This is a genomic window from Sphingomonas albertensis (assembly GCF_014358075.1).
GTDB lineage: Bacteria > Pseudomonadota > Alphaproteobacteria > Sphingomonadales > Sphingomonadaceae > Sphingomonas > Sphingomonas albertensis.
Genome location: NZ_JACONT010000034.1, coordinates 16776 through 39357, shown reverse-complemented (window position 1 = coordinate 39357; position 22582 = coordinate 16776). Strand labels below are relative to the sequence as shown.

23 protein-coding genes are annotated in these 22582 nt (G+C 65.7%); 7 read left to right on the top strand and 16 right to left on the bottom strand.

Going from position 1 to position 22582, the window contains the following annotated elements:
* Positions 1 to 76 precede the first annotated feature (76 nt).
* The 7 genes from sucD to H8S47_RS14420 all read right to left on the bottom strand — a co-directional run bounded on the left by sucD (position 77) and on the right by H8S47_RS14420 (position 5778).
* The gene (gene sucD, locus H8S47_RS14450; protein ID WP_056047458.1) at positions 77 to 961 is read right to left on the bottom strand and encodes a succinate--CoA ligase subunit alpha; all 885 of its coding nucleotides are present in this window, start codon (positions 959 to 961) and stop codon (positions 77 to 79) included.
* A gap of 34 nt (positions 962 to 995) precedes the next feature.
* On the bottom strand, positions 996 to 1286 hold the full coding sequence (locus H8S47_RS14445) for a GIY-YIG nuclease family protein (protein WP_328805554.1): 291 nt from the start codon (positions 1284 to 1286) through the stop codon (positions 996 to 998).
* A 90-nt stretch (positions 1287 to 1376) separates the two neighbouring features.
* Positions 1377 to 2339 carry a malate dehydrogenase gene (gene mdh, locus H8S47_RS14440; protein ID WP_187504529.1) on the bottom strand — a complete coding sequence of 321 codons (963 nt, stop codon included), beginning with the start codon at positions 2337 to 2339 and terminating at the stop codon, positions 1377 to 1379.
* A 127-nt stretch (positions 2340 to 2466) separates the two neighbouring features.
* The gene (gene zapE, locus H8S47_RS14435; RefSeq protein WP_187504528.1) at positions 2467 to 3558 is read right to left on the bottom strand and encodes a cell division protein ZapE; all 1092 of its coding nucleotides are present in this window, start codon (positions 3556 to 3558) and stop codon (positions 2467 to 2469) included.
* A gap of 135 nt (positions 3559 to 3693) precedes the next feature.
* Positions 3694 to 4056, bottom strand: coding sequence for a PaaI family thioesterase (locus H8S47_RS14430; protein ID WP_187504527.1), 363 nt, complete (start codon positions 4054 to 4056; stop codon positions 3694 to 3696).
* Between the two features lie 224 nt (positions 4057 to 4280).
* Positions 4281 to 5063, bottom strand: coding sequence for a succinate dehydrogenase iron-sulfur subunit (locus tag H8S47_RS14425; RefSeq protein WP_107952059.1), 783 nt, complete (start codon positions 5061 to 5063; stop codon positions 4281 to 4283).
* Between the two features lie 133 nt (positions 5064 to 5196).
* Complete coding sequence (locus tag H8S47_RS14420) at positions 5197 to 5778, bottom strand: ClpP family protease (RefSeq protein ID WP_056484564.1); 582 nt, start codon at positions 5776 to 5778, stop codon at positions 5197 to 5199.
* 129 nt (positions 5779 to 5907) lie between these two features.
* Between H8S47_RS14420 and H8S47_RS14415 the strand changes: the two genes are divergently transcribed.
* Together H8S47_RS14415 and H8S47_RS14410 are read left to right on the top strand one after the other, a co-directional pair.
* A complete protein-coding gene (locus H8S47_RS14415; protein WP_187504526.1) occupies positions 5908 to 6159 on the top strand; it encodes an AbrB/MazE/SpoVT family DNA-binding domain-containing protein in 252 nt (83 codons plus the stop codon).
* Between the two features lie 7 nt (positions 6160 to 6166).
* On the top strand, positions 6167 to 6484 hold the full coding sequence (locus H8S47_RS14410; protein WP_187504525.1) for a type II toxin-antitoxin system PemK/MazF family toxin: 318 nt from the start codon (positions 6167 to 6169) through the stop codon (positions 6482 to 6484).
* Positions 6485 to 6585: 101 nt separating this feature from the next.
* On the opposite strand, the gene H8S47_RS14405 is transcribed toward H8S47_RS14410, so the two are convergent.
* From H8S47_RS14405 to sdhC, 4 genes are read right to left on the bottom strand one after another with little or no spacing between them, the layout of a single operon-like run.
* Positions 6586 to 6858, bottom strand: a complete 273-nt coding sequence (locus H8S47_RS14405) for a hypothetical protein (protein WP_187504524.1) — start codon at positions 6856 to 6858, stop codon at positions 6586 to 6588.
* A complete protein-coding gene (sdhA, locus tag H8S47_RS14400; RefSeq protein ID WP_187504523.1) occupies positions 6858 to 8660 on the bottom strand; it encodes a succinate dehydrogenase flavoprotein subunit in 1803 nt (600 codons plus the stop codon). The genes H8S47_RS14405 and sdhA overlap by 1 nt, the downstream gene beginning before the upstream one ends.
* Positions 8660 to 9046 carry a succinate dehydrogenase, hydrophobic membrane anchor protein gene (gene sdhD / locus H8S47_RS14395; RefSeq protein ID WP_187504522.1) on the bottom strand — a complete coding sequence of 129 codons (387 nt, stop codon included), beginning with the start codon at positions 9044 to 9046 and terminating at the stop codon, positions 8660 to 8662. The genes sdhA and sdhD overlap by 1 nt, the downstream gene beginning before the upstream one ends.
* Positions 9046 to 9456, bottom strand: a complete 411-nt coding sequence (sdhC, locus tag H8S47_RS14390; RefSeq protein ID WP_187504521.1) for a succinate dehydrogenase, cytochrome b556 subunit — start codon at positions 9454 to 9456, stop codon at positions 9046 to 9048. The genes sdhD and sdhC overlap by 1 nt, the downstream gene beginning before the upstream one ends.
* Before the next feature lie 285 nt (positions 9457 to 9741).
* Here sdhC and H8S47_RS14385 point away from each other — a divergent pair, with 285 nt between their 5' ends.
* From H8S47_RS14385 to H8S47_RS14370, 4 genes are all read left to right on the top strand, one after another.
* Positions 9742 to 11085, top strand: coding sequence for a methyl-accepting chemotaxis protein (locus H8S47_RS14385; RefSeq protein ID WP_187504534.1), 1344 nt, complete (start codon positions 9742 to 9744; stop codon positions 11083 to 11085).
* 20 nt (positions 11086 to 11105) lie between these two features.
* Positions 11106 to 12548 carry a methyl-accepting chemotaxis protein gene (locus H8S47_RS14380; RefSeq protein ID WP_187504520.1) on the top strand — a complete coding sequence of 481 codons (1443 nt, stop codon included), beginning with the start codon at positions 11106 to 11108 and terminating at the stop codon, positions 12546 to 12548.
* 201 nt (positions 12549 to 12749) lie between these two features.
* Positions 12750 to 13439 (top strand): SDR family NAD(P)-dependent oxidoreductase, encoded by a 690-nt coding sequence (locus H8S47_RS14375; protein ID WP_187504519.1) that lies wholly within the window; start codon positions 12750 to 12752, stop codon positions 13437 to 13439.
* On the top strand, positions 13429 to 14376 hold the full coding sequence (locus H8S47_RS14370; protein WP_187504518.1) for a 50S ribosomal protein L11 methyltransferase: 948 nt from the start codon (positions 13429 to 13431) through the stop codon (positions 14374 to 14376). The genes H8S47_RS14375 and H8S47_RS14370 overlap by 11 nt, the downstream gene beginning before the upstream one ends.
* Before the next feature lie 123 nt (positions 14377 to 14499).
* On the opposite strand, the gene alaS is transcribed toward H8S47_RS14370, so the two are convergent.
* The 3 genes from alaS to H8S47_RS14355 all read right to left on the bottom strand — a co-directional run bounded on the left by alaS (position 14500) and on the right by H8S47_RS14355 (position 19207).
* Entirely contained in the window at positions 14500 to 17151 is a 2652-nt protein-coding gene (alaS, locus tag H8S47_RS14365) for an alanine--tRNA ligase (protein WP_187504517.1), read from the bottom strand.
* Positions 17152 to 17520: 369 nt separating this feature from the next.
* Entirely contained in the window at positions 17521 to 17916 is a 396-nt protein-coding gene (locus H8S47_RS14360; RefSeq protein WP_187504516.1) for a hypothetical protein, read from the bottom strand.
* A 13-nt stretch (positions 17917 to 17929) separates the two neighbouring features.
* On the bottom strand, positions 17930 to 19207 hold the full coding sequence (locus tag H8S47_RS14355) for a M24 family metallopeptidase (RefSeq protein ID WP_187504515.1): 1278 nt from the start codon (positions 19205 to 19207) through the stop codon (positions 17930 to 17932).
* A 71-nt stretch (positions 19208 to 19278) separates the two neighbouring features.
* Between H8S47_RS14355 and H8S47_RS14350 the strand changes: the two genes are divergently transcribed.
* Positions 19279 to 20616 carry a dicarboxylate/amino acid:cation symporter gene (locus H8S47_RS14350; RefSeq protein WP_187504514.1) on the top strand — a complete coding sequence of 446 codons (1338 nt, stop codon included), beginning with the start codon at positions 19279 to 19281 and terminating at the stop codon, positions 20614 to 20616.
* A gap of 229 nt (positions 20617 to 20845) precedes the next feature.
* Here H8S47_RS14350 and H8S47_RS14345 read toward each other — a convergent pair whose 3' ends face one another.
* Both H8S47_RS14345 and H8S47_RS14340 read right to left on the bottom strand, forming a co-directional pair.
* On the bottom strand, positions 20846 to 21469 hold the full coding sequence (locus tag H8S47_RS14345) for a glutathione S-transferase family protein (protein ID WP_187504513.1): 624 nt from the start codon (positions 21467 to 21469) through the stop codon (positions 20846 to 20848).
* A gap of 19 nt (positions 21470 to 21488) precedes the next feature.
* Complete coding sequence (locus tag H8S47_RS14340) at positions 21489 to 22322, bottom strand: class I SAM-dependent methyltransferase (RefSeq protein ID WP_187504512.1); 834 nt, start codon at positions 22320 to 22322, stop codon at positions 21489 to 21491.
* Between the last annotated feature and the right edge of the window lie 260 nt (positions 22323 to 22582).

Sequence of the window (22582 nt, the reverse complement as noted above, 5' to 3'; positions counted from 1 at the left end):
GCGGTCACGTGCCCTCACCCTTCCGCTGCCAAGAGGCAGCTCCGTCCCTCTCCCCGAAGGGAGAGGGGTAGTCAGATCAACCCTTCAACACGCTCAGCAGCGTCTCGCCGAGCAGGCTGGGGCTTTCCGAGACCTTGATCCCGGCAGCTTCCATCGCCGCGATCTTGCTCTCCGCGTCGCCCTTGCCGCCCGACACGATCGCGCCGGCATGGCCCATGCGACGGCCCGGAGGCGCCGTACGGCCGGCGATGAAGCCTGCCATCGGCTTCGACCGACCGCGCTTGGCTTCGTCGCGGAGGAACTGTGCCGCCTGCTCTTCGGCGTCGCCGCCGATTTCGCCGATCATGATGATCGACTGGGTCTCGTCGTCGGCGAGGAACAGCTCGAGCACGTCGATGAAGTTCGTGCCGTTGACCGGATCGCCACCGATGCCGACCGCGGTCGTCTGACCGAGGCCTGCGTTCGACGTCTGGAACACGGCCTCATAAGTGAGCGTGCCTGAACGGCTGACAACGCCGACCGAGCCCTTCTTGAAGATCGAGCCGGGCATGATGCCGATCTTGCACTCGCCGGGGGTCAGCACGCCGGGGCAGTTCGGGCCGATGAGGCGCGACTTGGAGCCCGACAGCGCGCGCTTGACCTTGACCATGTCGAGGACGGGAATGCCCTCCGTGATCGCGACGATCAGCTCGATCTCGGCGTCGATCGCCTCGAGGATTGAATCGGCGGCGAAGGGAGGCGGCACGTAGATGACCGATGCGGTCGCGCCGGTCATCGCCTTGGCTTCGGCGACGGTGTTGTAGACGGGGAGGTCGAGGTGGGTCGTACCGCCCTTGCCGGGCGTGACGCCGCCGACCATCTGCGTGCCGTATTCCAGCGCCATCTTGGTGTGGAAGCTGCCGGTTTCGCCGGTCATGCCTTGCGTGATTACCTTGGTGTTCTTGTCGACGAGGATGCTCATCTAGTGCTCCTTGTGTCCCCGTTGGGGAACAGGATTAAAACAGTGACTCGAACAGGTCGTTCCAGTCGGGGTTCATTCGTTCGATCTCGGACAGTTTCCACTGCCGGTTCCACTTCTTCATCTGAAGTTCGCGCAAGCGCGCGTTGTCCAGATCGTCATGCACTTCATACCAAACTAGAAGTTTGCAGTGGTGCGTTTTCGTGAAACCGATGATCAGGCCGTTACGATGCTGGTAGGATCGTGCGGCGAGGTCGCTGGTGACACCGAGATAAATCGTTCCGTTGCGCCGGCTCGCCATCATGTAGACGTAGCCGGCTATGCTCACCGTCCGCTTCCTTGTTTCCCCGCGAAGGCAGGGACCCAGTCTGGGCACCCGCCTTCGCGGGTGAACAAGGAGGCAGGGCGGGAGGTCACCTTAGTTCAGCGAACCGTCGATACCCTTGCAGGCGACGATCAGCTCCTTGACCGCATCGACCGACACGGTGAGGTTCTGCTTGGCTTCATCATCAAGCTTGATCTCGACGATCTTCTCGACGCCGCCCGCCCCGATCACCACCGGCACGCCGACGTACAGATCGGTAAGGCCATACTCGCCCGAAACATACGCCGCCGCCGGAAGCACGCGCTTCTGGTCGTACAGATATGCCTCGGCCATCGCGATGCCGCTGGTCGCCGGCGCGTAATAGGCCGAGCCCGTCTTCAGCAGGGCGACGATCTCGCCGCCGCCGCCGCGCGTGCGCTTGACGATCGCGTCGATCTTTTCCTGGCTCGACATGCCCATCGCGATGAGATCCGGCACCGGGATGCCCGACACGGTCGAGTAGCTGATGACCGGGACCATCGTGTCGCCGTGGCCGCCGAGCACGAAGCTGGTGACGTCCTTGACCGAGACCTTGAACTCGTCGGCGAGGAAGTGGCTGAAGCGCGCCGAGTCGAGCACGCCGGCCATGCCGACGACCATGTGATGCGGCAGCCCGGAGAACTCACGCAGCGCCCACACCATCGCGTCGAGCGGGTTGGTGATGCAGATCACGAACGCGTTCGGGGCGTTATTCTTGATGCCCTCGCCGACGGCCTTCATGACCTTGAGGTTGATGCCGAGCAGGTCGTCGCGGCTCATGCCGGGCTTGCGGGCTACGCCTGCGGTGACGATGACGACGTCCGCGCCGGCGATGTCGGCGTAGTCGTTCGAGCCGGTGATCTGCGAGTCGAAGCCTTCGACCGGGCCACACTGCGACAGGTCGAGCGCCTTGCCCTGGGGGATGCCCTCGGCGACGTCGAACAGGACGATATCGCCAAGGCCCTTGAGTGCTGCGAGGTGCGCGAGCGTACCGCCGATGTTACCGGCGCCGATCAGCGCGATCTTCTTGCGAGCCATTCCAATCCGTCTCCGTCTGATGTGCGGGGTGATTGGTGACGCCGGTTACGCGCATTATCCCGCTACGGCAACCGCTAAAAGGACAAAAGCGGGTAGTTATTGCAAATCGTTCGCATGTGCAATAATCTTAGAGGTGCCCCTCCGCGAGATAGTCCTCGGACCGCATCTCTTCGAGGCGGCTGATCGTGCGGTCGAACTCGAACCTGCCATCGCCGCTTTCGTAGAGGTCGCCGGGTTGCGCATCGGCGGCTGCGAGGAGCTTCACCTTGTGCTCGTACAGCGCGTCGATCAGCGCGACGAAGCGCGCCGCCTCGTTGCGGTTCTCAGGGCCGAGCTTGGGGATACCGACGAGGATGATGGTGTGGAATTTGCGCGCGATGGCGAGGTAGTCGGCCACGCCGCGGGCTTCTCCGCACAGCTTCCTGAAGCTGAACACCGCGACGCCCTTGAGCGACTTGGGCACTCGGAGCGTGCGGCCCTGCACCACGAGGTCTTCGGCGGGGACGTGCTCGCTGTCGTCGGTCGAGAAGTCGGTGAGGCGGAAGAATGCGGCGGAGAGCTGCGCAGTCGCTTCGGGACCGTTGGGGACGAGCCAGGTGTCCTGGCTGCCGAGCCGGTCGCGGCGATAGTCGACCGGGCCATTGAGGGGGAGCACGTCCAGCCGCTGCTCGATGGTCGCGATGAAGGGCAGGAAATGCTCGCGGTTGAGGCCGTTCTTGTAGAGATCGGCGGGCAGGCGGTTGGAGGTGGTGACGATCGTCACGCCGGAATCGAGCAGCGAGGTGACGAGCCGCGAGAGGATCATCGCGTCGGGGCTGTTGGTGACCATCATCTCGTCGAACGCGAGCAGGCGCGTCTCGTCGGCGATCGCGGTGGCGACGGGGACGATCGGGTCGCCGACTTCCTTGCGACGTTCGGCGGCGATGCGCGCGTGGACCTCGAGCATGAACTCGCCGAAATGCACGCGGCGTTTCTTCTCGACGGGGGCGTTCGCGAAGAACAGGTCCATCAGCATCGACTTGCCGCGGCCTACGCCGCCCCAGAGGTAGACGCCTCGGGGGTCTGGTTTCTTGAAGAAGCGGGCGAAGAAGCCGGTGGATTTGGGGGTAGCGAGTTCGGTGGCGAGGGTGTTGAGGCGGGCGGCGGCGGCGGCCTGTTCGGGATCGGGGCGGAGTTCGCCCGAGCCTACGAGGGCTTCGTAGGCTTTTAGGACGGTCACTTCCCCACCTCTTTACCACCCCGGCGGAGGCCGGGGCCCAATATGAGAGGTTTCGATAACGGAGCGGGGCGCTTCAACACTGATCGTTTCCCAATTGGGCCCCGGCCTTCGCCGGGGTGGTGATAGCGGCCGGGGTCAGCCCTTCGGCGGCTTCGGCGACGGCTTGCGGATCGTGGCCGAGAAGGCGGCGATCTTGGTTTCGTCGTCCCCTTGCACCACGAGACCCCGCAGGAACAAGAGGCGGCCGGTTTCCTTGAGGACCTCGACCTGCGCCTCGATCGGTTCGCCTACTCGGCCGCCGCCGATGAATTGCGTGTTGAGATCGAGCGTGACCGCGGTGCCGGCGGTGATCAGGCCGAAGCCTCTGGCGGCTGCGAACAGGGCTACGTCGATGAACGCGAGGAGCGCGCCGCCGTGGACGTTGTTCTGGAGATTCGAGTGGCGATGCTCGGGGGTGATGCGGACGCGGACGGTGTGGCCGTCGACGCGGTAGAGCATGGGGCCGAGGAGAGTGTTGAAGCGGGTGGGGTCGGAGAGCGACCAGCTGCGCCAGCCTGGGTTGGCTGGGTCTTCTGCTTCTACGGAATGGGGGGTGGTCAACAACCTGTCCTTCGATACGCCGCTTCGACAAGCTCAGCAGCTACTCAGGACGAACGGAAATTTATACCCCCCGTTCGTCCTGAGTAGGGACTGAGCGAAGTCGAAGGCCCGTATCGAAGGGATCAGACGATCCGTTCGGCTTCCATCTTCTTGATCTCGGCGATCGCCTTGGCGGGGTTGAGGCCCTTGGGGCAGGCGTTCGCGCAGTTCATGATGGTGTGGCAGCGATACAGGCGGAACGGATCCTCGAGCTCGTCGAGGCGCTCGCCGGTCATTTCGTCGCGGCTGTCCGCGAGCCAGCGATAGGCCTGCAACAGGATCGCGGGGCCGAGGAACTTGTCGGCGTTCCACCAATAGCTCGGGCACGAGGTCGAGCAGCAGGCGCACAGGATGCACTCGTACAGGCCGTCGAGCTTCGAGCGGTCTTCCGGCGACTGGAGGCGTTCCTTGCCCGAGGGCGGCGGGGTGACGGTCTGCAGCCACGGCTTGATCGACGAATATTGCGCATAGAAATGCGTGAAGTCGGGGACCAGGTCCTTGATCACGTCCATGTGCGGCAGCGGCGTAATCTGGACCTCGCCCTTGCAATCCTCGATCGCGGTGGTGCAGGCGAGCCCGTTCTTGCCGTTGATGTTCATCGAGCACGAGCCGCAAATGCCCTCGCGGCACGACCGGCGGAAGGTGAGCGATGAATCCTGCTCGCTCTTCATCTTGATCAGCGCATCGAGCACCATCGGGCCGGTGTCGTCGAGATCGAGCGCGAACGTGTCGTAACGCGGGTTCTCGCCGCTATCGGGATCGTAGCGGTAGACCTTGAACGATTTGAGACGCTTACCCCCGCTGGTCGAGGCGTGCTTGACGCCCTTCTTGACGACGCTGTTTTTCGGGAGCGAGAATTCGGCCATTGCGAGCGGTCCGTCCGTGGTGTGATTATAGGTTGTCAGAGCCGATACATGACAGGGGCCCTCCCCGCAAATCCTTAGCTTCGCGGGTGCAACATGCGTCACACCCGCTGTCGCGTCGGCTGCTCGCGCTTGGTCAGATGATGTCGAGGACGAGCCCCAGGTCGCGGGCTTCCTCTGCCTCGATGTACCAGTTGGAGGGGGCCTTCTTCTTCAACTCCTCGAGCGACACCTTCGAACCCTCGACGATCGCGCGAAAACCTTCCTCCTGGATGTTGATCGAGTCCTCGATCTCGTGGAGCTTGGCCTTGAGCGTGTAGGAGAGCGTGTTGAGCGGGCCGTTCAGTTCGATCGTGCTCTGCATCTGGCGCTCGTGGATCATGATGCGGCTGTTGCGGGTGAGGAAGCGGCTATCGACGGGGAAGGCGGACATGAACGTCGCGCCGGCGGAGTAGACCGCGACCTTGCCGAGGAACAGCGTCTCGCGGCCGGTATATTCGCGGAGCAGGCGGATGTTGTCACCCATCGCGCGCGCGACTTCGGGATCGCCGCCGAGCGTGGTGATCGAGACGACCAGCGGGCCTTCGGTGGGCGCGGCGACGAGTTGCGACTTGAAATTGTCGTACATCGCATCGTCGACGGGGCCGTGGAGGTGGATGTGCGGGGCGGCCAGCAGCGGGTAGTTGCGGGCGTTCGAAGCGGGGGATGTGTCGGTCATGCCGCGGCAAACTTTTGCGGGGGCGGCGGGTTCCGGATGGGTTGCTGCATATCAGCACTTCAGCGCGCGTGTTCCAACATTGTTAGCACTCATCAACAATGGTATCTTCGTGGCGAAGAGGAACTGAAGATGCGGACGTCGTTGCGGAAGATGGGCAACTCCACTGGGATGATCGTGCCCCGATCGATCCTCGGGGCGATCGGCGCCACAACCGGGGCGGCAATGGATTTGCGCGTCGAGGATGGAAAGCTGATCGTGACGCCCGCCGAACGCGTTGCGCGCGATGGTTGGGCGGAGGCTGCGGCTGGGCTTGCGGCGACCGGTGAGGAACTGGAGTGGCTTGGGCTTGGCGTTGCCGACGACGCGAAACTGACGTGGTGACCGACGCGTGAAGCGCGGTGAGATCTGGCTGGCCGCGCTCGATCCTACGGTCGGGAGCGAGATCCAGAAGACGCGGCCTTGCCTGGTCGTTTCACCGGACGAGATGAACGATCACCTGCGGACCGCGATCGTCGCGCCGTTGACGACGGGGAGCCATCCGGCGCCGTTTCGGGTCGCCGTGACGTTCAAGGGGACGATCGGGCTGGTGTTGCCGGACCAGATGCGGACGATCGATCGGGGGCGGTTGATCAAGCGGATGGGGCGGATCGATGCGCGGACGCTTCGCGCGGTGCTGGATGTCTTGGGGGAGATGTTTGCGGTCTGACGTGTCCACGCCCGTTCTCCTGCGAACGCAGGAGTCTAGGATCACAAATGCCGCGTTCCGTAACCCTGGACTCCTGCGTTCGCAGGAGAACGGGAGGGCGTTCAGCTCGCCTTGCTCGCGCGCTTGTACTGGAGAATCCAGCCTACGAGGCCGCCGGGTACGCCGCCCACTAGGGAGAACAGCGCGTAGAAGGTGATTGCGATCTTCTGGGGTTCTTCGCCCACGCCGCGGGGTTCGATGGCAAAGACGTAGATCGCGATCAGTAGCGCGACGACCACTGGCCACAGGAAGCCGGCGATCATCGGCTGAAAGCGCGTCGTGAGCCCCACCGCGACCGGCACCAAGAATCCGATCGCGATGATGGCCCAGGTCATTAATATACCCGCTTCTTGGGCTTGATGTAGTCGATGTCGTCGGTGAGCGTGTAGTCATGGACCGGGCGGAAATCGATCTTGGTCCCGCCGCCCTTGCCGCCCCAGCCGTTGAAGGTGGTGATGGTGTGCTTCATCCAGTTCGCGTCGTCGCGCTCTGGGAAATCCTCGTGCATGTGCGCGCCGCGCGACTCGGTGCGGTTGGCCGCCGAGTTCATCGTCACGACCGCCTGGCCGATCAGATTGTCGAGCTCCATCGTCTCGACCAGATCGGTGTTCCAGATCATGCTGCGATCCTTCACGGCGACGTCGGTCATCCGGCTGTAGATCCCGGCCATCTTCTCGACGCCCTGGTTCAGCAGCTCGGTGTCGCGGAACACGGCGCAATGCTTCTGCATGGTCTGCTGCATGTCGAGACGGATCTGCGCGGTCGGCGAACCGCCGCTCGCGTTGCGGAAGTGGTCGAGACGCGTCAGCGCGAGGTCTTCCGACCCCTTCGGCAGCGGCGCGTGCGCCGTACCGGGCTTCAGCGTGTCCTTGATCCGCAGACCGGTCGCGCGGCCGAACACCACGAGATCGATCAGGCTGTTCGAGCCTAGGCGATTGGCGCCGTGGACCGAGACGCAGGCCGCTTCACCGACCGCGAACAGGCCGGGGACGACCGCGTCGGGGTTGCCGTCGACGAGGTTGACGACCTCGCCGTGGAAGTTGGTCGGGATGCCGCCCATGTTGTAGTGCACGGTCGGCGTGACGGGCAGCGGCTGGCGCGTGAGATCGACGCCGGCGAAGACCTTGCCGGTCTCGGTGATACCCGGCAGGCGCTCGGCGAGCACCTTGGGATCGATGTGATCGAGATGCAGGAAGATGTGGTCGCCGTTCTTGCCGACGCCGCGGCCTTCGCGCATTTCGAGCGCCATCGAGCGGCTGACGACGTCGCGCGAGGCGAGGTCCTTCGCCGACGGGGCATAACGCTCCATGAAGCGCTCGCCCTCGGAGTTGGTCAGGTAACCGCCCTCACCGCGTGCGCCCTCGGTGATGAGCACGCCCGCGCCGTAGATGCCGGTCGGGTGGAACTGGACGAACTCCATGTCCTGGAGCGGCAGGCCGGCGCGGAGCACCATCGCGTTGCCGTCGCCGGTGCAGGTGTGCGCCGAGGTCGCCGAGAAATAGACGCGGCCGTAACCGCCGGTGGCGAGCACAGTCTGGTGGCTGCGGAAACGGTGGATCGAGCCGTCTTCCATGCACAAAGCGATGACGCCGCGGCAGACGCCGTTCTCCATGATCAGGTCGAGCGCGAAATACTCGACGAAGAAGTCCGTGTTGTACTTCAGGCTCTGCTGATACAGCGCGTGGAGCATCGCGTGGCCGGTGCGATCGGCGGCGGCGGCGGTGCGCTGGACCGGAGGGCCCTCGCCCATGTTCTGCATGTGGCCGCCGAACGGACGCTGATAGATCGTGCCGTTCTCGTTACGGCTGAACGGCATGCCGGCGTGTTCGAGTTCGTAGACCGCCTGCGGGGCCTCGCGGCAGAGATACTCGATCGCGTCCTGGTCGCCGAGCCAGTCGGAACCCTTGACGGTGTCGAACATGTGCCAGGTCCAGTGATCCGGCGAGTTGTTGCCGAGCGACGCGGCGATGCCGCCCTGCGCTGCCACGGTGTGGCTGCGGGTCGGGAACACCTTGGTGATGCACGCGGTCTTCAGGCCGCTCTCGGCGATGCCCATCGTGGCGCGCAGGCCGGAGCCGCCGGCACCGACGACGACCGCATCATAGGTATGATCGATGATCTTGTAGGCAGCTGACATTACGCGGGGGCTCCGGAGAAGGCGACCTTCAGGATCGCGAACAGGGCGATGCCGCCCAGCGTGAAGGTGAACAGGTTGAGGAGGATCATCGTCACGACACGGCTCTCGCCATGCTGGTAATCCTCGATCACGACCTGAAGACCGAGACGGAAATGGTAGAATACCGACAGGATCAGCAATGCCATCGGCACCGCGACCCAGGCGGATTGCAGCCACATGTGGACCGCGGCGTAATCATAGCCGGGCATCCGCGCGACCGAGATCATCAGCCACAGCATGAGGAACAGGTTCGAGCCCGCCGTCAGGCGCTGCTGCCACCAGTGATGCGCGCCGTGTTTCGCGCTGCCGAGGCCGCGGACGCGACCGATTGCCGTACCGCTACCCATTACTTGATCCCCATGTAGAGCCAGAACACGATCGTCAGCGCGACCGATGCGACCATCGTCGCGAGCGCGCCCATCTTGTTGCGCTTCAGTTCGTAGCCCGCGCCGATATCGAGCACCATGTGGCGGATGCCGGTCATCATGTGCTGGAACAGCGACAGCGTCAGGCCGACCGCGACGATGTAGCCGAGAATGTTGAGGCCACCGGTGTCGGTGGTGAACACGTCGACGAAGGTCGCATAAGCCTGATCGCCCGCGGCGATCGCGGCGAGCCACCAGACGAGCAGCAGGCTGCCGACGGTCGCCATCCCGCTGCCGGTCACGCGGTGCAGGATCGAGACCAGCATGTGCGGGCCCCATTTATAGACCTGCAGATGGGGAGAGAGCGGGCGTGCCGGGTTGCGCGATGCCAAGGGCGGAGTCCTCGAACCAGAAGATGACGAACCAAAATTATCTTGGTTCACAATATATAGATCGGGCGACCTATTAGCCACCGCGTGCTGCGATGCAACCCATTGGGGGCGGTCCGATAACCCATGACACTGCCGAGTAACGCCCAACGATTAGGACGGTCCGGATGCGAAATGATTTTGGTGGAGGCGGTCGCACGGCCGATCCCTAACCCGCCCTTAAGACATACGCTGTAGCACAGGACACATATACCTGATCCGGAGTCCATCGTCTTGACCACTACCGACCTGCCGGTTCCCGGCGCGATTGCGGCCTCCGTCGACCTCGCGGCACGGCTGCGGGTCTTCGACTTCGATGGCAGCCTCGCCAATGCGGGCCGCGAAGTCTGGGCCGCGCTCGCCCCCGAGATCACGCATGTTTCGAAGGCGTATTGGGAGCAGTGGCTGCGGTGTTTCTCCGACGAACGGATCTGGGCTTCGCATGAAACCGAGCGGATGATCGAGGTCGGCTGCACGTTCCTGCGCAACCGGTTCCTGGACACCAGCGGCCGTGCATGGGTGGAATCGATCGAACGATCGGTCGCCGCAGCCTATGTCGCCGATGTTTCACCGATGGCGCTGCTGTCGATGATCAGCGCGAGCGATCGTGCAGCGCTCGAAGTGCTGATGCGGCGAGTCGACCGGTCGGATGCCAAGCTGCCGGTCTACATCGATACGCTGATGCGGCTGTCCGCGCTGGAAGGCGAGATCACCGTCGCGATCTATAATTCGTACAGCACACACTCGGCGCGAGTCGCCCGCGATACGCTGGCGGCGGAGTTTCGTGACGGGATTGCGGCGATGGTCGAGACGGCGACCGACGAGGGCCACATGCTGCGCGAGCAGGCGATGCGCAGTTCGGCATCGACGCGCGCGGTGCTGGGCAAGGCGAGCGAGGTCGCCGCCGCAGCCGAGCAGTCCGCAGTGGCGATGCGCGAGGCGGCACAGACCGCCGCCGGCTTGATCCGCGCGATCGAGGATGCACGCACCGAAGTGGAGGCGGCCGCCGAAATCGCCAACCGCGCATCGGCGCAGGCGGGCCAGGCGGTCGGCATGTCCGAGACGCTCAGCGATCATGCGAAGTCGATCGAGTCGATCCTGGGGCTGATCCGCGACATTGCCGGGCAGACCAACCTGCTGGCGCTGAACGCGACGATCGAGGCGGCGCGGGCGGGCGATGCCGGACGCGGCTTCGCGGTCGTTGCTCAAGAGGTGAAGAGCCTCGCCAACCAGACTGCGCGCGCGACCGACGATATCGCCGCGAAGATCGCCGCGATCCAGTCCGCGACACGATCGACCGTCGATACCAATGCCTCGATCAAGGCGACCGTGGCCGAGGTGCAGGAAAGCGCCGACCGGATCCGCTATGCGATGGAAGCCCAGGCGCAGACGGTGACCGCGATCACGGCGGCGGTCGACGAGACCGCGCTGGCGGCGGACTCGATGTCGACCACGATCGCCGCGATCCGCGAGGATACCGAGACGGTCGCGACCGAGATCGACGGCGTCGGCCGCGGCTTCGACGTGCTGGATACGCGACTGGGCAACCTCAAGAACAGCGCGGGCGATTTCGTTGCGAAGGTCGCTGCATAACGGACCTTCAGGAGGGGGCGATGATCGAGCATCAGGAGAGGATTTCCAGCCCACCCATCCAAGACGGGGGGCAGCCTGCCGGTTCCGAACGGACACGTGACGGCGCGCGCGTACCAGCCCGAAACTGGGGCGGCGACCAGCGGCCGCTGCGCGAACGCGTTCGTGACTATGACTGGGACGGGCTGATCGAGCCGGCCTGTGCCACGCTCAGCGCGCTGCTGGAACCCGAAGATCACCGCAAGATCGCCGAAACCTTCTGGCGGCATTACCTGTCGCTGGAATCGGCGCAGCATATCCGGCGTCATTTCACACCCGGCCTGCTCGAACAGCGGATCACGGCGAGCGGCAACTATGTCCGGCTGCAATATAGCGCGCCCACCGACGACGCCTGGAAGGCGATGGCGATCAGCCATGCGGAGGATTCGCATCGCTCGGGCATCCCCCTGCCCGCGCTGCTCTCGTCGCTGGCGTTTGCGCACAGCGTCACCCTGAACCTGATTGCCGACCGGCTGGGTGCGGACATGTCGGCGATGCGGACGCTGAGCGACGTGGTGCAGCGGCTGGCGCTGATCGAGGCGGACATCATGGCGTCGCATCTCGGCGCCAGCGATGCCGAGGCGGCGCGGGTCGAACGTCAGACGCGCGCAACCGAGTTCCGGGGCAGCATCGCGGCGTCGATCGAGCACACCGCTGCGCTGGGGGCACGGATCCGGGTGCAGGCGGCGGGGGCATCGGCCTCGACCCGCGGCATGCTGTGCAAGGCGAGCGAAGTCGCGGCGGCGGCGGAGCAGTCCGCAGTGGCGATGCGCGAGGCGGCGCAGACCACCGCCGGGCTGATCCGCGCGATCGAGGATGCGCGCACCGAAGTAGAGGCGGCGGCGGCCATCGCCGACCGCGCCTGTGCGCAGACCGGCGAGGCGGTCGGCGTATCGGAAGCGCTGAGCGAGCATGCCAAATCGATCGAATCGATCCTCGGGCTGATCCGCAGCATCGCCGGGCAGACCAACCTGCTCGCGCTGAACGCAACGATCGAGGCGGCGCGGGCGGGCGATGCCGGGCGCGGCTTCGCAGTGGTGGCGCAGGAAGTGAAATCGCTCGCCAGCCAGACCGCGCGGGCGACCGACGACATCGCCGCGAAGATCGCCGCGATCCAGTCGGCGACCGCGGCGACGGTCGCGACCAATGCGGGGATCAAGGCGACGGTGACCGAGGTGCAGCACAGCGCCGACCGGATCCGCCATGCGATGGAGGCGCAGGCGCGCACCGTCTCCGCGATCACCGCCGCGGTCGACGAGACGGCGCTTGCGGCGGACTCGATGTCTATGACGATCGCGACGATTCGGGCGGATACCGAGGCGGTGGCGGCGGAGATCGACCAGCTGGGCCACGCGTTCGGCGACGTCGACGACCAGCTCGGTGTGTTGCGCGGGGCGGCGGACGGGTTCTCGGCTAGCGTGGCTTGAGGGGGAGGCAGAGTAAGAAGGTTGGGTTCACGCGGAGGCGCGGAGACGCGGAGGCTTTAGCGGAACCGGAGGTTCTTCGAAACCTCGGCATTACCCGCCCCGCGCCCAAATGCGCACCATCTCCGCGCCTCCGCGTCTCCGCGTGAACCATTCCTTCTTCGGCGTGATGACGGACACGGCCTGCGGCGCTAGAGCGTGCGGATGACCATTCTTCTTACCGGCTCAAGCCGCGGTATCGGCGCGGCTATTCAGGCGGCGCTGACCGACGCGGGCGCTTCCGTTATCGGACATGGGACCGCTAGCGGTATCCCGGCCGACTTCAGCGATCCTGCGGGGCCGACTGCGTTGTGGAACGCTGCGCTGGAGCAGGCTGGCGGCGCTATCGATGTGCTCGTTAACAATGCTGGCGTGTTCGAGGCATCGCCGCTCGCCGATGACGACTGGACTGCGCAGTGGGAGCGGACGATGCGCATCAACCTGACCGCGTCGGCCGAGCTTTGCCGGTTGGCGGTGTTGCATTGGCAGGCTCGGGGTGTTGGTGGTCGGATCGTCAATATCGCCAGCCGGGCTGCGTATCGCGGCGATTCGCCAGCGCATTGGCATTATGCCGCGTCGAAGGCGGGGATGGTGGCGATGACCAAGACGATCGCCCGGGGCTATGCTCGCGAGGGGATTCTGGCGTTTGCGGTGTGCCCGGGGTTCACGATGACCGGGATGGCGGAGGATTATCTGTCGAGCCGGGGGGGGGATGCGTTGTTGGCGGATATTCCGCTCGGCAAGGTTGCGGATCCGGCGGAGGTCGCGTCGGTCGCCCGCTATTGCGCGCTCGAGGCGCCGGCTTCGATGACCGGATCGGTGATCGACGTGAATGGGGCGAGCTATGTCCGATAGTTGGAAGCTCACCCTCCCCTGCACGCGGGCGGAGGCCGAGGCGATCGATGCGAGTGGCGATCTGGGTGACGCGATTCCGGGCGACGCCGTGCTGATGACGACCGAGGAGATCGAGGATGACGTCGAGTCGTGGCGGCTCGATGCGTATTTCGAGCATGAGCCGGCGGCGGACACGGTCGCTGCGGTGCGCGCGCTGGTGCCGAGTGCGGCGGGGGCGACAATCGCGGTCGAGCGGCTGGGCGATGCGGACTGGGTGATGATGAGCCAGGCCGGGCTCGAGCCTTTGTCGGTCGGGCGGTTCTTCGTGCATACCGGGGCGCATGCGGGCGCGGTGCCGGCGGACAAGCGGGCGTTCCTGATCGAGGCTAGCCGGGCGTTCGGGACGGGGCACCACGAGACGACCAGCGGGTGTCTGGCGATGCTCGACGGGTTGGGGGACGCCGAGTTTTCGAATGTCGTCGATATCGGGACTGGGACGGGCCTGCTTGCGTTCGCGGCCGCGCACCTTTGGCCCGCGGCGGCGGTGATGGGGACGGATATCGATCCGGTCTCGATCGATGTGACGGCTGAGAATGCGGCGCTCAACGGGGTCGGGGGGATCGATCTGGTGGTGGCCGATGGCACACTGAACGATGCGATCGTGGCGCGGGCGCCGTATGATCTGGTTATCGCGAATATCCTGGCGGGGCCGCTGGTGTCGATGGCGCCGGAGATCGCTTCGATTTCGGATGTGTGGGCGACGATCGTGCTGGCCGGGTTGCTGGAGACGCAGCGGGCTGGGGTCGTGGCGGCGTATGAGGCTTGCGGGTGCTCGCTCGAGGCTGTCGACCGGCGGGGGGATTGGAGTGTGCTTCGGTTGCGCGCTGGGGCGGTGAGGTTCGTGGCGGAGGGGCCGTTCGATCCTAAGGGGCGTGATGGGTGGGCTTTGGATATCTAGCGTAGAAGGTTGTTCCCCCGCGAAGGCGGGGGGCCAGGAGCCACGTACGCTGACGGTATTTAGCTGGGCCCCCGCGTCCGCGGGGGAACACTGCTTGGGGTTAGCGTATGACGGCGGCGTGTTTCAGGCGCCCGCCGCCTCGAGCTTAGCCCGCACTGCAGCCACTGCCTCTGCCGCCTTATCCCCGTCAGGACCACCACCCTGCGCCATGTCGGGACGGCCGCCCCCGCCCTGCCCGCCTAGCGTGGCCACCGCGATCTTGAGCAGGTCGACGGCGTTGTGGCTCGCCACCAAATCCGCCGTCACACCGACCGCGACCGAGGCGCGGCCGTCGTTGATCGCTACCATCACGGCGATGCCGGACCCCAGGCGCTGCTTGGCCTCGTCGACTGCGCCGCGCAAACCCTTGGCTTCGAAGTCGTTGAGCACCTGCCCGATGAACGCGACGCCGCCGACCTGTTCGGGGCCGGCCGCTTCGCCCGAACCACCACCGCCTAGCGCCAGCGCCTTCTTCGCGTCGGCGAGTTCGCGTTCGAGGCGGCGGCGGTCTTCGAGGAGGGACGCAACACGTGCTGGGACCTCGTCGGGGGTGGACTTCAGGACTGCGGCGGCCTCGCGGAGGCGGTCGTCACGGCTGGTCAAATAGGCGCGCGCCGCTTCGCCGGTGAGCGCCTCGACACGGCGGATGCCGCTCGAGACCGCACCTTCGCCGACGACCTTGAACAGGCCGATGTCGCCGAGCGCGTTGACGTGCGTGCCACCGCACAGCTCGATCGAGTAGGTGCCGTCCTCCGTCGAGCCCATCGACACGACGCGGACCTCGTCGCCGTATTTCTCGCCGAACAGCGCCATCGCGCCCATCGCGATCGCGTCGTCGGGGGTCATCAGCAGCGTCGTCACCGCGCCGTTGCCGCGGACTTGCGCGTTTACGTCGGCCTCGACCTGCGCGATGTCGGCGGGGGTCATCGCGACCGGCTGCGAGAAGTCGAAGCGCAGGCGATCGGGCGCGACGAGGCTCCCCTTCTGCGCGACGTGCGTGCCGAGACGTTCGCGCAAGGCCTCGTGCAGGAGGTGCGTCGCGGAATGGTTGGCGCGGATCTGCGCGCGGCGGGCGACGTCGATCTGGAGCTTGACCGGGTCGCCGACCTTGATCTCGCCCGCGTCGACGATCGCGTGATGGACGAACACGCGGCCGAGCTGCTTCGACGTCTCGGTGACGTTCGCGCGCAGGCCGCTGTCGTTCGAAATGTGGCCCGCATCGCCGACCTGGCCGCCGCTTTCGCCGTAGAAGGGCGTCTGGTTGACGACGATCGCGACCGTATCGCCGGTGGTGGCGTGGTCGACGCGTGCGCCATCCTTGACCAGTGCGACAACTTCACCCTCGCCCGTATCCGATGCGTAGCCGAGGAATTCGGTGCCGCCGGTCTGCTCGACGATGTCGAACCAGATGTCGTCCGAGGCCTTTGCGCCCGAGCCCTTCCAAGCGGCGCGGGCGGCGCGTTTCTGCTCGGCCATCGCGGTGTCGAAGCCTTCGCGGTCGACCGCGATGTTGCGTTCGCGCAGCGCGTCCTCGGTCAGATCGTATGGGAAGCCGTAGGTGTCGTAGAGCTTGAACGCGACGTCGCCCGCCAGCGTGCCGTCGGTCATCCCGGTGGTCGCTTCGTCGAGCAGCTTCAGCCCCTTGTCGAGCGTCTGGCGGAAGCGCGTTTCCTCCTGCTGGAGGGTCGCCTCGATCAGCGGGCGTGCGCGCGACAGTTCGGGATAGGCGGCGCCCATCTCGGTGACGAGCGCGGGGACCAGCCGGTGCATCAGCGGCTGCTTGGCGCCGAGGATGTGCGCGTGGCGCATTGCGCGGCGCATGATCCGGCGCAGGACATAGCCGCGGCCCTCGCTCGCGGGCAGCACGCCGTCCGCGATCAGGAAGCCGGCGGTGCGCAGGTGATCGGCGATCACGCGGTGGCTGGCGGTGTTGGCGCCGTCGGTCGCCGTATGCGTCAGCGCGCCCGACGCCGCGATCAGCGCCTTGAAGGTGTCGGTGTCGTAATTGTCGGTGACGCCCTGCATGACCGCGGCGATGCGCTCGAGCCCCATGCCGGTGTCGATCGAGGGCTTGGGCAGGTTGCCGACGATCTCGGCATCCTCCTGCTCATATTGCATGAACACGAGGTTCCATATCTCGACGAAACGATCGCCGTCCTCGTCGGGGCTGCCGGGAGGACCGCCGAAGATGTGGTCGCCGTGGTCGTAGAAGATTTCCGAGCATGGCCCGCATGGTCCGTTGTCGCCCATCGACCAGAAATTGTCCTTGGTCGGGATGCGGATGATGCGGTGATCGGGGAGGCCGGCGACCTTCTTCCAGAGATCGAACGCCTCGTCGTCGGTGTGGTAGACCGTTGCCGTCAATTTATCGGGCGACAGGCCCCATTCGCGCGTGAGCAGCGTCCAGGCGTGGACGATCGCCTGCTCCTTGAAATAATCGCCGAACGAAAAATTGCCGAGCATTTCGAAGAAAGTATGGTGGCGCGCGGTGTAGCCGACATTGTCGAGATCGTTGTGCTTGCCGCCTGCGCGGACACATTTCTGCGACGAGGTGGCGGTGGTGTAGGGACGCGATTCGAGGCCGGTGAAGACGTTCTTGAACGGCACCATCCCGGCGTTGACGAACATCAGCGTCGGGTCGTTCTGCGGCACGAGCGGCGCGCTGGGCACGATCTGGTGCCCCTGCGATCCGAAATAGTCGAGGAAGCCGCGGCGGATGTCGTTCGTCGATGTCATGCGCGGGGACTTAGGCGAGCGGCGCGGTTCGCTCAAGTGGAGGTGTTGGGTGTGGCCAAGGCATCCCGTTGAACCGCAAGCAGCATGTCTCCCCGCGAAGGCGGGGATCCAGTCTGGGCTCCCGCCTTCGCGGGAGAACGAGGGAGTGATGCCGTCGCCGCCGTTCACACCCACTACCCCGCACTCCACCACCCCGGCGAAGGCCGGGGCCCAATTGGAAAGGTGGAAATAACGGAGCGCCGTGCTTCGTTATGCTCGTCACCCCATTGGGCCCCGGCCTTCGCCGGGGTGGTTGAGATTGGTCGGGGTGGTGGAGATTGGTCGGGGCGGTGGAGATTGGTAGGGCGGTGGAGAGCGGCGGGTAGCCGATCATGCACCGCCGCACATGTGCTCCGCATCGGGCAGCGTCCAAGACTCGTCGGTGCGCAGATTGGTGGTCGTGTACCACTTGCCGCGCTGGTCGCCCGGCGGGCAGTGCGTCGGCAGCTTGGCGAGGCAGGTCATCACCCGGTCGCCGACGCGCGAATGCTGGACCGCCGCGACCTGATCGTAGGAGACGCCGTAGACGCCGTTCTTCAGGGTGATGCTCGATCCGGAGCCGGGGACTGGACGACCATTGTCTTCAAGTCGCTGAGTCACGACGCCTACCGTCGTGAAGGCACACGTGCCGACACGGATCGGCGGCCGCGTCGACGTCGCCTTCGGACCGGGCGGCGCACTCGCCCCGAGCAGCAGGATCATCGCGATGGCGGCGTGCGGTTTCATGTCGTCCCCTTCCTCAGAGCGGTGCGTCGATCGACTTGGGTGGTTCGCTGAACCATTTCGGGCCGGCGTCGGTCATGTGGAAGCAATCCTCGATGCGGACGCCGTATTTGCCGGGGATGTAGATACCCGGCTCATCGGAAAAGCACATCCCGGCCGCGAGCTTCGTTGTCTCGCCGCGGACGAGATTGACGGGTTCGTGGCCGTCCATGCCGATGCCATGGCCGGTGCGGTGCGACAGGCCGGGAAGCTTGTAGCCGGGGCCGTAGCCGAGCGTTTCGTAATGTCGGCGGACCGCGTCATCGACGCTGCCCGCTGTCGCGCCGATCTTCGCCGCGGCGAACGCGATCTGCTGGCCGCGGGCGACCTGGTCCCAGGTTTTGCGCTGGTCGGCCGTCGCGGTGCCGTGGACCCAGGTCCGCGAGATGTCGGACTGATAGCCCTGCACGGTGCAGCCGCAGTCCATCAGGACGACCTGACCGTCGGCGACGCGGTGGATCTCGCGGCTGCCGTGCGGATAGGCCGATGCCTCGCCGATCAGCGCCAGCGCGAATTCGGGTGCGCCGCCAAGCTTGCGGGTCGCGGCATTCATCAGCGCGCCGATCTCGGGGCCGGTCATGCCCTTCTCGACCCGCGCGTAGGTCCAGCGATAGGCGGCGAGCGTGACCTCGGTCGCCGCCTGCATCAGCGCGATCTCTGCGGGCGTCTTGATCATCCGGCAGGCGCGGACGACCGGGTCGGCGGAGACGATCTTCGCCTCGGGAAGCACGCGCTGGAGGCCGGCATAGGCGAAATAGCGCACTTCCGCCTCCAGCCCGATCGGCCGCGTGGCGAGCTTGCGGTCGCGCAGGAAACCCGCGACCACGGCGAGCGGGTTCTCGTCCTCCTGCCAGACGCGCACCTCGGCGGGGACGGCGAGCGTTTCGCGCACCGACGGCTCCTCGAAAAACGGCGTGACGATGCACGGCTCCCCCTCGACCGGCAGGACCGCCAGCGTCAGCCGCTCGCTCGTGTGCCAGCGAACGCCGGTGAAGTAGATCATCGACGATCCCGGCTCGATCAGCACCGCGCCGATGCCGGCCGCCTTCATCAGCGATTGCGCGCGGGCCAGCCTTGCGGTGCGTTCGGCGGCATCGATCGGCCTGCTCGCGCCGGTGATGTCGGACAGCGCCGACAGGTCCGGCTCGGCGGCGCGAAGGATCGCGGGGATCGACAGCAGCGGGGCCGCCATCACAAGGCTCAGCAGGTCGCGGCGCGAGGGACCGACGGCGGATTTACGGGGGGTGGTCGACATCGCCGGACGATAGGGTCCTTGACCCGGGCGCCGCAATCCCCTTCCCTGTCGCCAAGTCTCGGGAGCGATTAATGGCCAAGCGGCTAACCTATTACATCTTGTTCGGCCTCGTCGCGGGGATGGTCGTCGGCTGGGTTCTGAACGCGACGATCGACGACGGCACGGCCGAGTCCGCCGCGCAATTGAAGGACATCGCCGGGTATTTCTCGATCGTGACGTCGCTGTTCCTGCGGCTGATCAAGATGATCATCGCGCCGCTGGTGTTCTCCACGCTGGTGGTCGGGATCGCGCATATGGGGGATACCGGCGCGCTCGGGCGGGTCGGATTGCGCAGCCTCGGCTGGTTCATCTGCGCGAGCCTGTTGTCGCTCACCCTGGGCATGATCCTGGTCAATGTGTTGCAGCCGGGCGTCGGGCTGGAACTCGCGATCCCGCCGGCGACCGCGTCGAGCGGAGTCGATGCCGCGGCGTTCGATCTCGCCAAATTCATCTCGCATATCGTGCCGGATTCGATGATCGCGGCGATGGCGAGCAACGAAATCTTGCAGATCGTCGTGTTCTCGGTGTTCGTGGGCGTCGCGATTACCGCGGTAGGGGAGAAAGCGGCGCCGCTCGTGAAGGCGATCGAGGCGCTGGTCGCGGTGATGCTCCAGATCACCAACTACGTGATGCGGTTCGCGCCGTTCGCGGTGTTTGCGGCGGTAACCGCGACGCTCGCCGAGCGGGGGCCGACCATCCTCGGCCAGCTCGGCTATTTCATGCTGACTTTCTATATCGGGCTGGCGCTGTTGTGGGCGATGCTGATCGGGATCGCGTTCCTGCTGATCGGACCGCGGACGCGGTTGCTAGTGCGGTATATTCGCGATCCGTTGATCCTGGCGTTCTCGGCGGCGTCGTCCGAGGCAGCGTATCCGCGGACGCTGGAGGCGCTCGACCGGTTCGGCGTGCCGCCGCGGATCGCGAGCTTCGTGCTGCCGCTCGGCTATTCGTTCAATCTCGACGGGTCGATGATGTACATGACGTTCGCGTCGCTGTTCATCGCGCAGGCCTACGGCATCCACATGCCGATCGGGCAGCAGATCGCGATGCTGCTGGTGCTGATGGTGACGTCGAAGGGCATCGCGGGGGTGCCGCGCGCGTCGCTGGTGGTGATCGCGGGGACGCTGTCGATGTTCAAGATCCCGGAGGCTGGGATCTTGCTGATCCTGGCGGTGGATCATTTCCTCGATATGGGGCGGTCTGCGACGAACGTCATTGGCAATGCCGTGGCGGCGACCGTGGTGGCGAAATGGGAAGGCGGGCTCGACGAGCGTGAGCCGGCCGACCGTGATCCGCCGGTGGCGCCGACCGGGCATGGGCCGAAGGTGAATGTGGACAGCTACGAGAAGATCGGGCCGGGGCAGGTTTGAAGTTGGACGGCGATGTTGAACCGATGACATCTCAAGGATGCCCCTTTTAGCTGGCGGACCAATGACGAAGTACCGCCCCGGCGGAGGCCGGGGTCCAGTTGGGAGACGCGAATCGTGACCGCCGCGCCTCGTTACTCCAACCTTTCCACCTGGGCCCCGCCCTTCGCCGGAGAGGTATATAGGGGAAGGTTGCGTTCTCAGCCTCGGCTCGGTTCCTGATCTGCAGCCCTCAAGCGTAGGCGTACGGCCCGCCCTTCTTCAGCCCTGCCTGATACGCCGGACGGGCGTGGACCTTCGCGAGCCAAGCGATCGTCGCGGGGCGGGACTCGTTCAGGCCGCCGCGGCTGCGGGCGGCTTCCAAGGGAAAGCTCATCGTGATATCGGCAGCGGTCATCTCTGCGCCCGCGAACCAGGGGCGTTGCGACAGTTCGGATTCGACATAGTCGAGGTGGACGTCGATCATTGGCTGGATTTTCTTGACCGCGACCTTGCCCATGATCGGGATGCGCGCGAGGACCAGTTTCAGCAGCAACGGCGGCATCATCGAGCCTTCCGCATAATGTAGCCAGAAACGGTAGCGTAGCGCGTCGGTACGGTTCGCGGGGGCGCCGAGCTTCCCGTCCGCCTTGTCGACGAGATATTCGACGATCGCGCCGGTCTCGGCGATCACTTGGCCGTCATCCTCGATCACCGGCGACTTGCCGAGCGGATGGACCTTCTTGAGTTCTGGCGGGGCCAGCATGGTCTGCTTGTTCCGCTCGTAGCGCTTGATTTCGTAAGGGAGGCCGAGCTCCTCGAGCATCCACAAAATGCGCTGCGATCGCGAGTTTTCGAGGTGGTGGACGATAATCATGTTGGCTCCGCCTGTTTTTCTAAATCGCTGATTTGTGCGCGGTCCAGATCCAGGCGACCGCGGGAAATTCCACCGTGTCGCCATCGCTGTGACGTGCGCAGACGTCTGTGAGACGCGCGATGTGGCGCTCGCGTTCCTCGGAGGCGGCGTCGCGGATGGCGGAGGCGGCCGGGCCTATGCGGCGGAAATAGTCGACGGCGTCGGCCACGGGATCGGTGCCCTCGCCTGCGCGGTAGGCAAAGTCGAGGCGCTGGGGTGGAGCGACACGCCAGCCTGCGGTTGCTAGGATTCCGGCGACATATGCCGGATCGGCGAACGCGAAGGGGCCGGGTGCGGTGCTGGCAGGAGCGTCGGAATCGCCGCCGGTCGCAGCGACGGTCTCGGTGGCCCAGCGATTGGCGGCGCGTTCGGCGAAACAGGAGAAGACGAGCGAGGCGTCGGCAGCGGCGGTTTCGGCGAGCGTGGCGAAGGCGGCGATGGGGTCGGCGAAGAACATGACGCCGTGGCGTGAGACGTAGAGGTCTGTCGGGGCGTGGTCCGCGGCGGCGACGGTGATGTCGGCGCATTCGAAGCGAGCGTTGGCCTGGGTTTCGGCGCGGTGTCTGGCGATCTCGATCAGGGTCGGCGAGAGATCTATGCCGGTTACGGTCGCGTTCGGGAGGGCTTGCGCGAGGGCGAGCGTGGTTGCTCCGGCACCGCAGCCTATGTCAATGATCTTGCGGGTTTGGGGGGTGGCGGCGAGGATTGCTGCGTTGAGGTGCGGCGTTAGATTGGTGAAGCTGCGGTCGGTTCGGCGCCATTCCGCGGCCCAGACGTCGCCTATTCGGCCGGTCCAGTCGTAGGCGGTGGTCATGGGTCGGGGGCCTCATGGTCGGATCGGGGGGCGGCGGTTTGGGGTGAAGTATGGGAAGTATAGACGCTCGCGTGGGTTTGGCGCTGGGTATTTGGCGGCTTCATTAAGCCCGTTAAATGGCTTCGCGGGGTCTGCACTCAATGCGGCGGTCTGCGCCTCCTTGTTTCCCCGCGAAGGCGGGGACCCAGACTGGGCTCCCGCCTTCGCGGGAGAACAAGGGGGCGGGTGCTGCCGTTGGGTGAGAGCAGCCTCCCCGGCGG

Coding starts and splice junctions, on each gene's coding strand:
- sucD (WP_056047458.1), bottom strand. CDS start 961: ATGAGCATCCTCGTCGACAAGAACACCAAGGTAATCACGCAAGGCATG.
- mdh (WP_187504529.1), bottom strand. CDS start 2,339: ATGGCTCGCAAGAAGATCGCGCTGATCGGCGCCGGTAACATCGGCGGT.
- H8S47_RS14430 (WP_187504527.1), bottom strand. CDS start 4,056: ATGCTCTACCGCGTCGACGGCCACACCGTCCGCGTCCGCATCACCCCC.
- H8S47_RS14425 (WP_107952059.1), bottom strand. CDS start 5,063: ATGGCCGAATTCTCGCTCCCGAAAAACAGCGTCGTCAAGAAGGGCGTC.
- H8S47_RS14420 (WP_056484564.1), bottom strand. CDS start 5,778: ATGACCGACACATCCCCCGCTTCGAACGCCCGCAACTACCCGCTGCTG.
- H8S47_RS14415 (WP_187504526.1), top strand. CDS start 5,908: ATGCGGACGTCGTTGCGGAAGATGGGCAACTCCACTGGGATGATCGTG.
- H8S47_RS14405 (WP_187504524.1), bottom strand. CDS start 6,858: ATGACCTGGGCCATCATCGCGATCGGATTCTTGGTGCCGGTCGCGGTG.
- sdhA (WP_187504523.1), bottom strand. CDS start 8,660: ATGTCAGCTGCCTACAAGATCATCGATCATACCTATGATGCGGTCGTC.
- sdhD (WP_187504522.1), bottom strand. CDS start 9,046: ATGGGTAGCGGTACGGCAATCGGTCGCGTCCGCGGCCTCGGCAGCGCG.
- H8S47_RS14380 (WP_187504520.1), top strand. CDS start 11,106: ATGATCGAGCATCAGGAGAGGATTTCCAGCCCACCCATCCAAGACGGG.
- H8S47_RS14375 (WP_187504519.1), top strand. CDS start 12,750: ATGACCATTCTTCTTACCGGCTCAAGCCGCGGTATCGGCGCGGCTATT.
- H8S47_RS14370 (WP_187504518.1), top strand. CDS start 13,429: ATGTCCGATAGTTGGAAGCTCACCCTCCCCTGCACGCGGGCGGAGGCC.
- alaS (WP_187504517.1), bottom strand. CDS start 17,151: ATGACATCGACGAACGACATCCGCCGCGGCTTCCTCGACTATTTCGGA.
- H8S47_RS14360 (WP_187504516.1), bottom strand. CDS start 17,916: ATGAAACCGCACGCCGCCATCGCGATGATCCTGCTGCTCGGGGCGAGT.
- H8S47_RS14355 (WP_187504515.1), bottom strand. CDS start 19,207: ATGTCGACCACCCCCCGTAAATCCGCCGTCGGTCCCTCGCGCCGCGAC.
- H8S47_RS14350 (WP_187504514.1), top strand. CDS start 19,279: ATGGCCAAGCGGCTAACCTATTACATCTTGTTCGGCCTCGTCGCGGGG.
- H8S47_RS14345 (WP_187504513.1), bottom strand. CDS start 21,469: ATGATTATCGTCCACCACCTCGAAAACTCGCGATCGCAGCGCATTTTG.
- H8S47_RS14340 (WP_187504512.1), bottom strand. CDS start 22,322: ATGACCACCGCCTACGACTGGACCGGCCGAATAGGCGACGTCTGGGCC.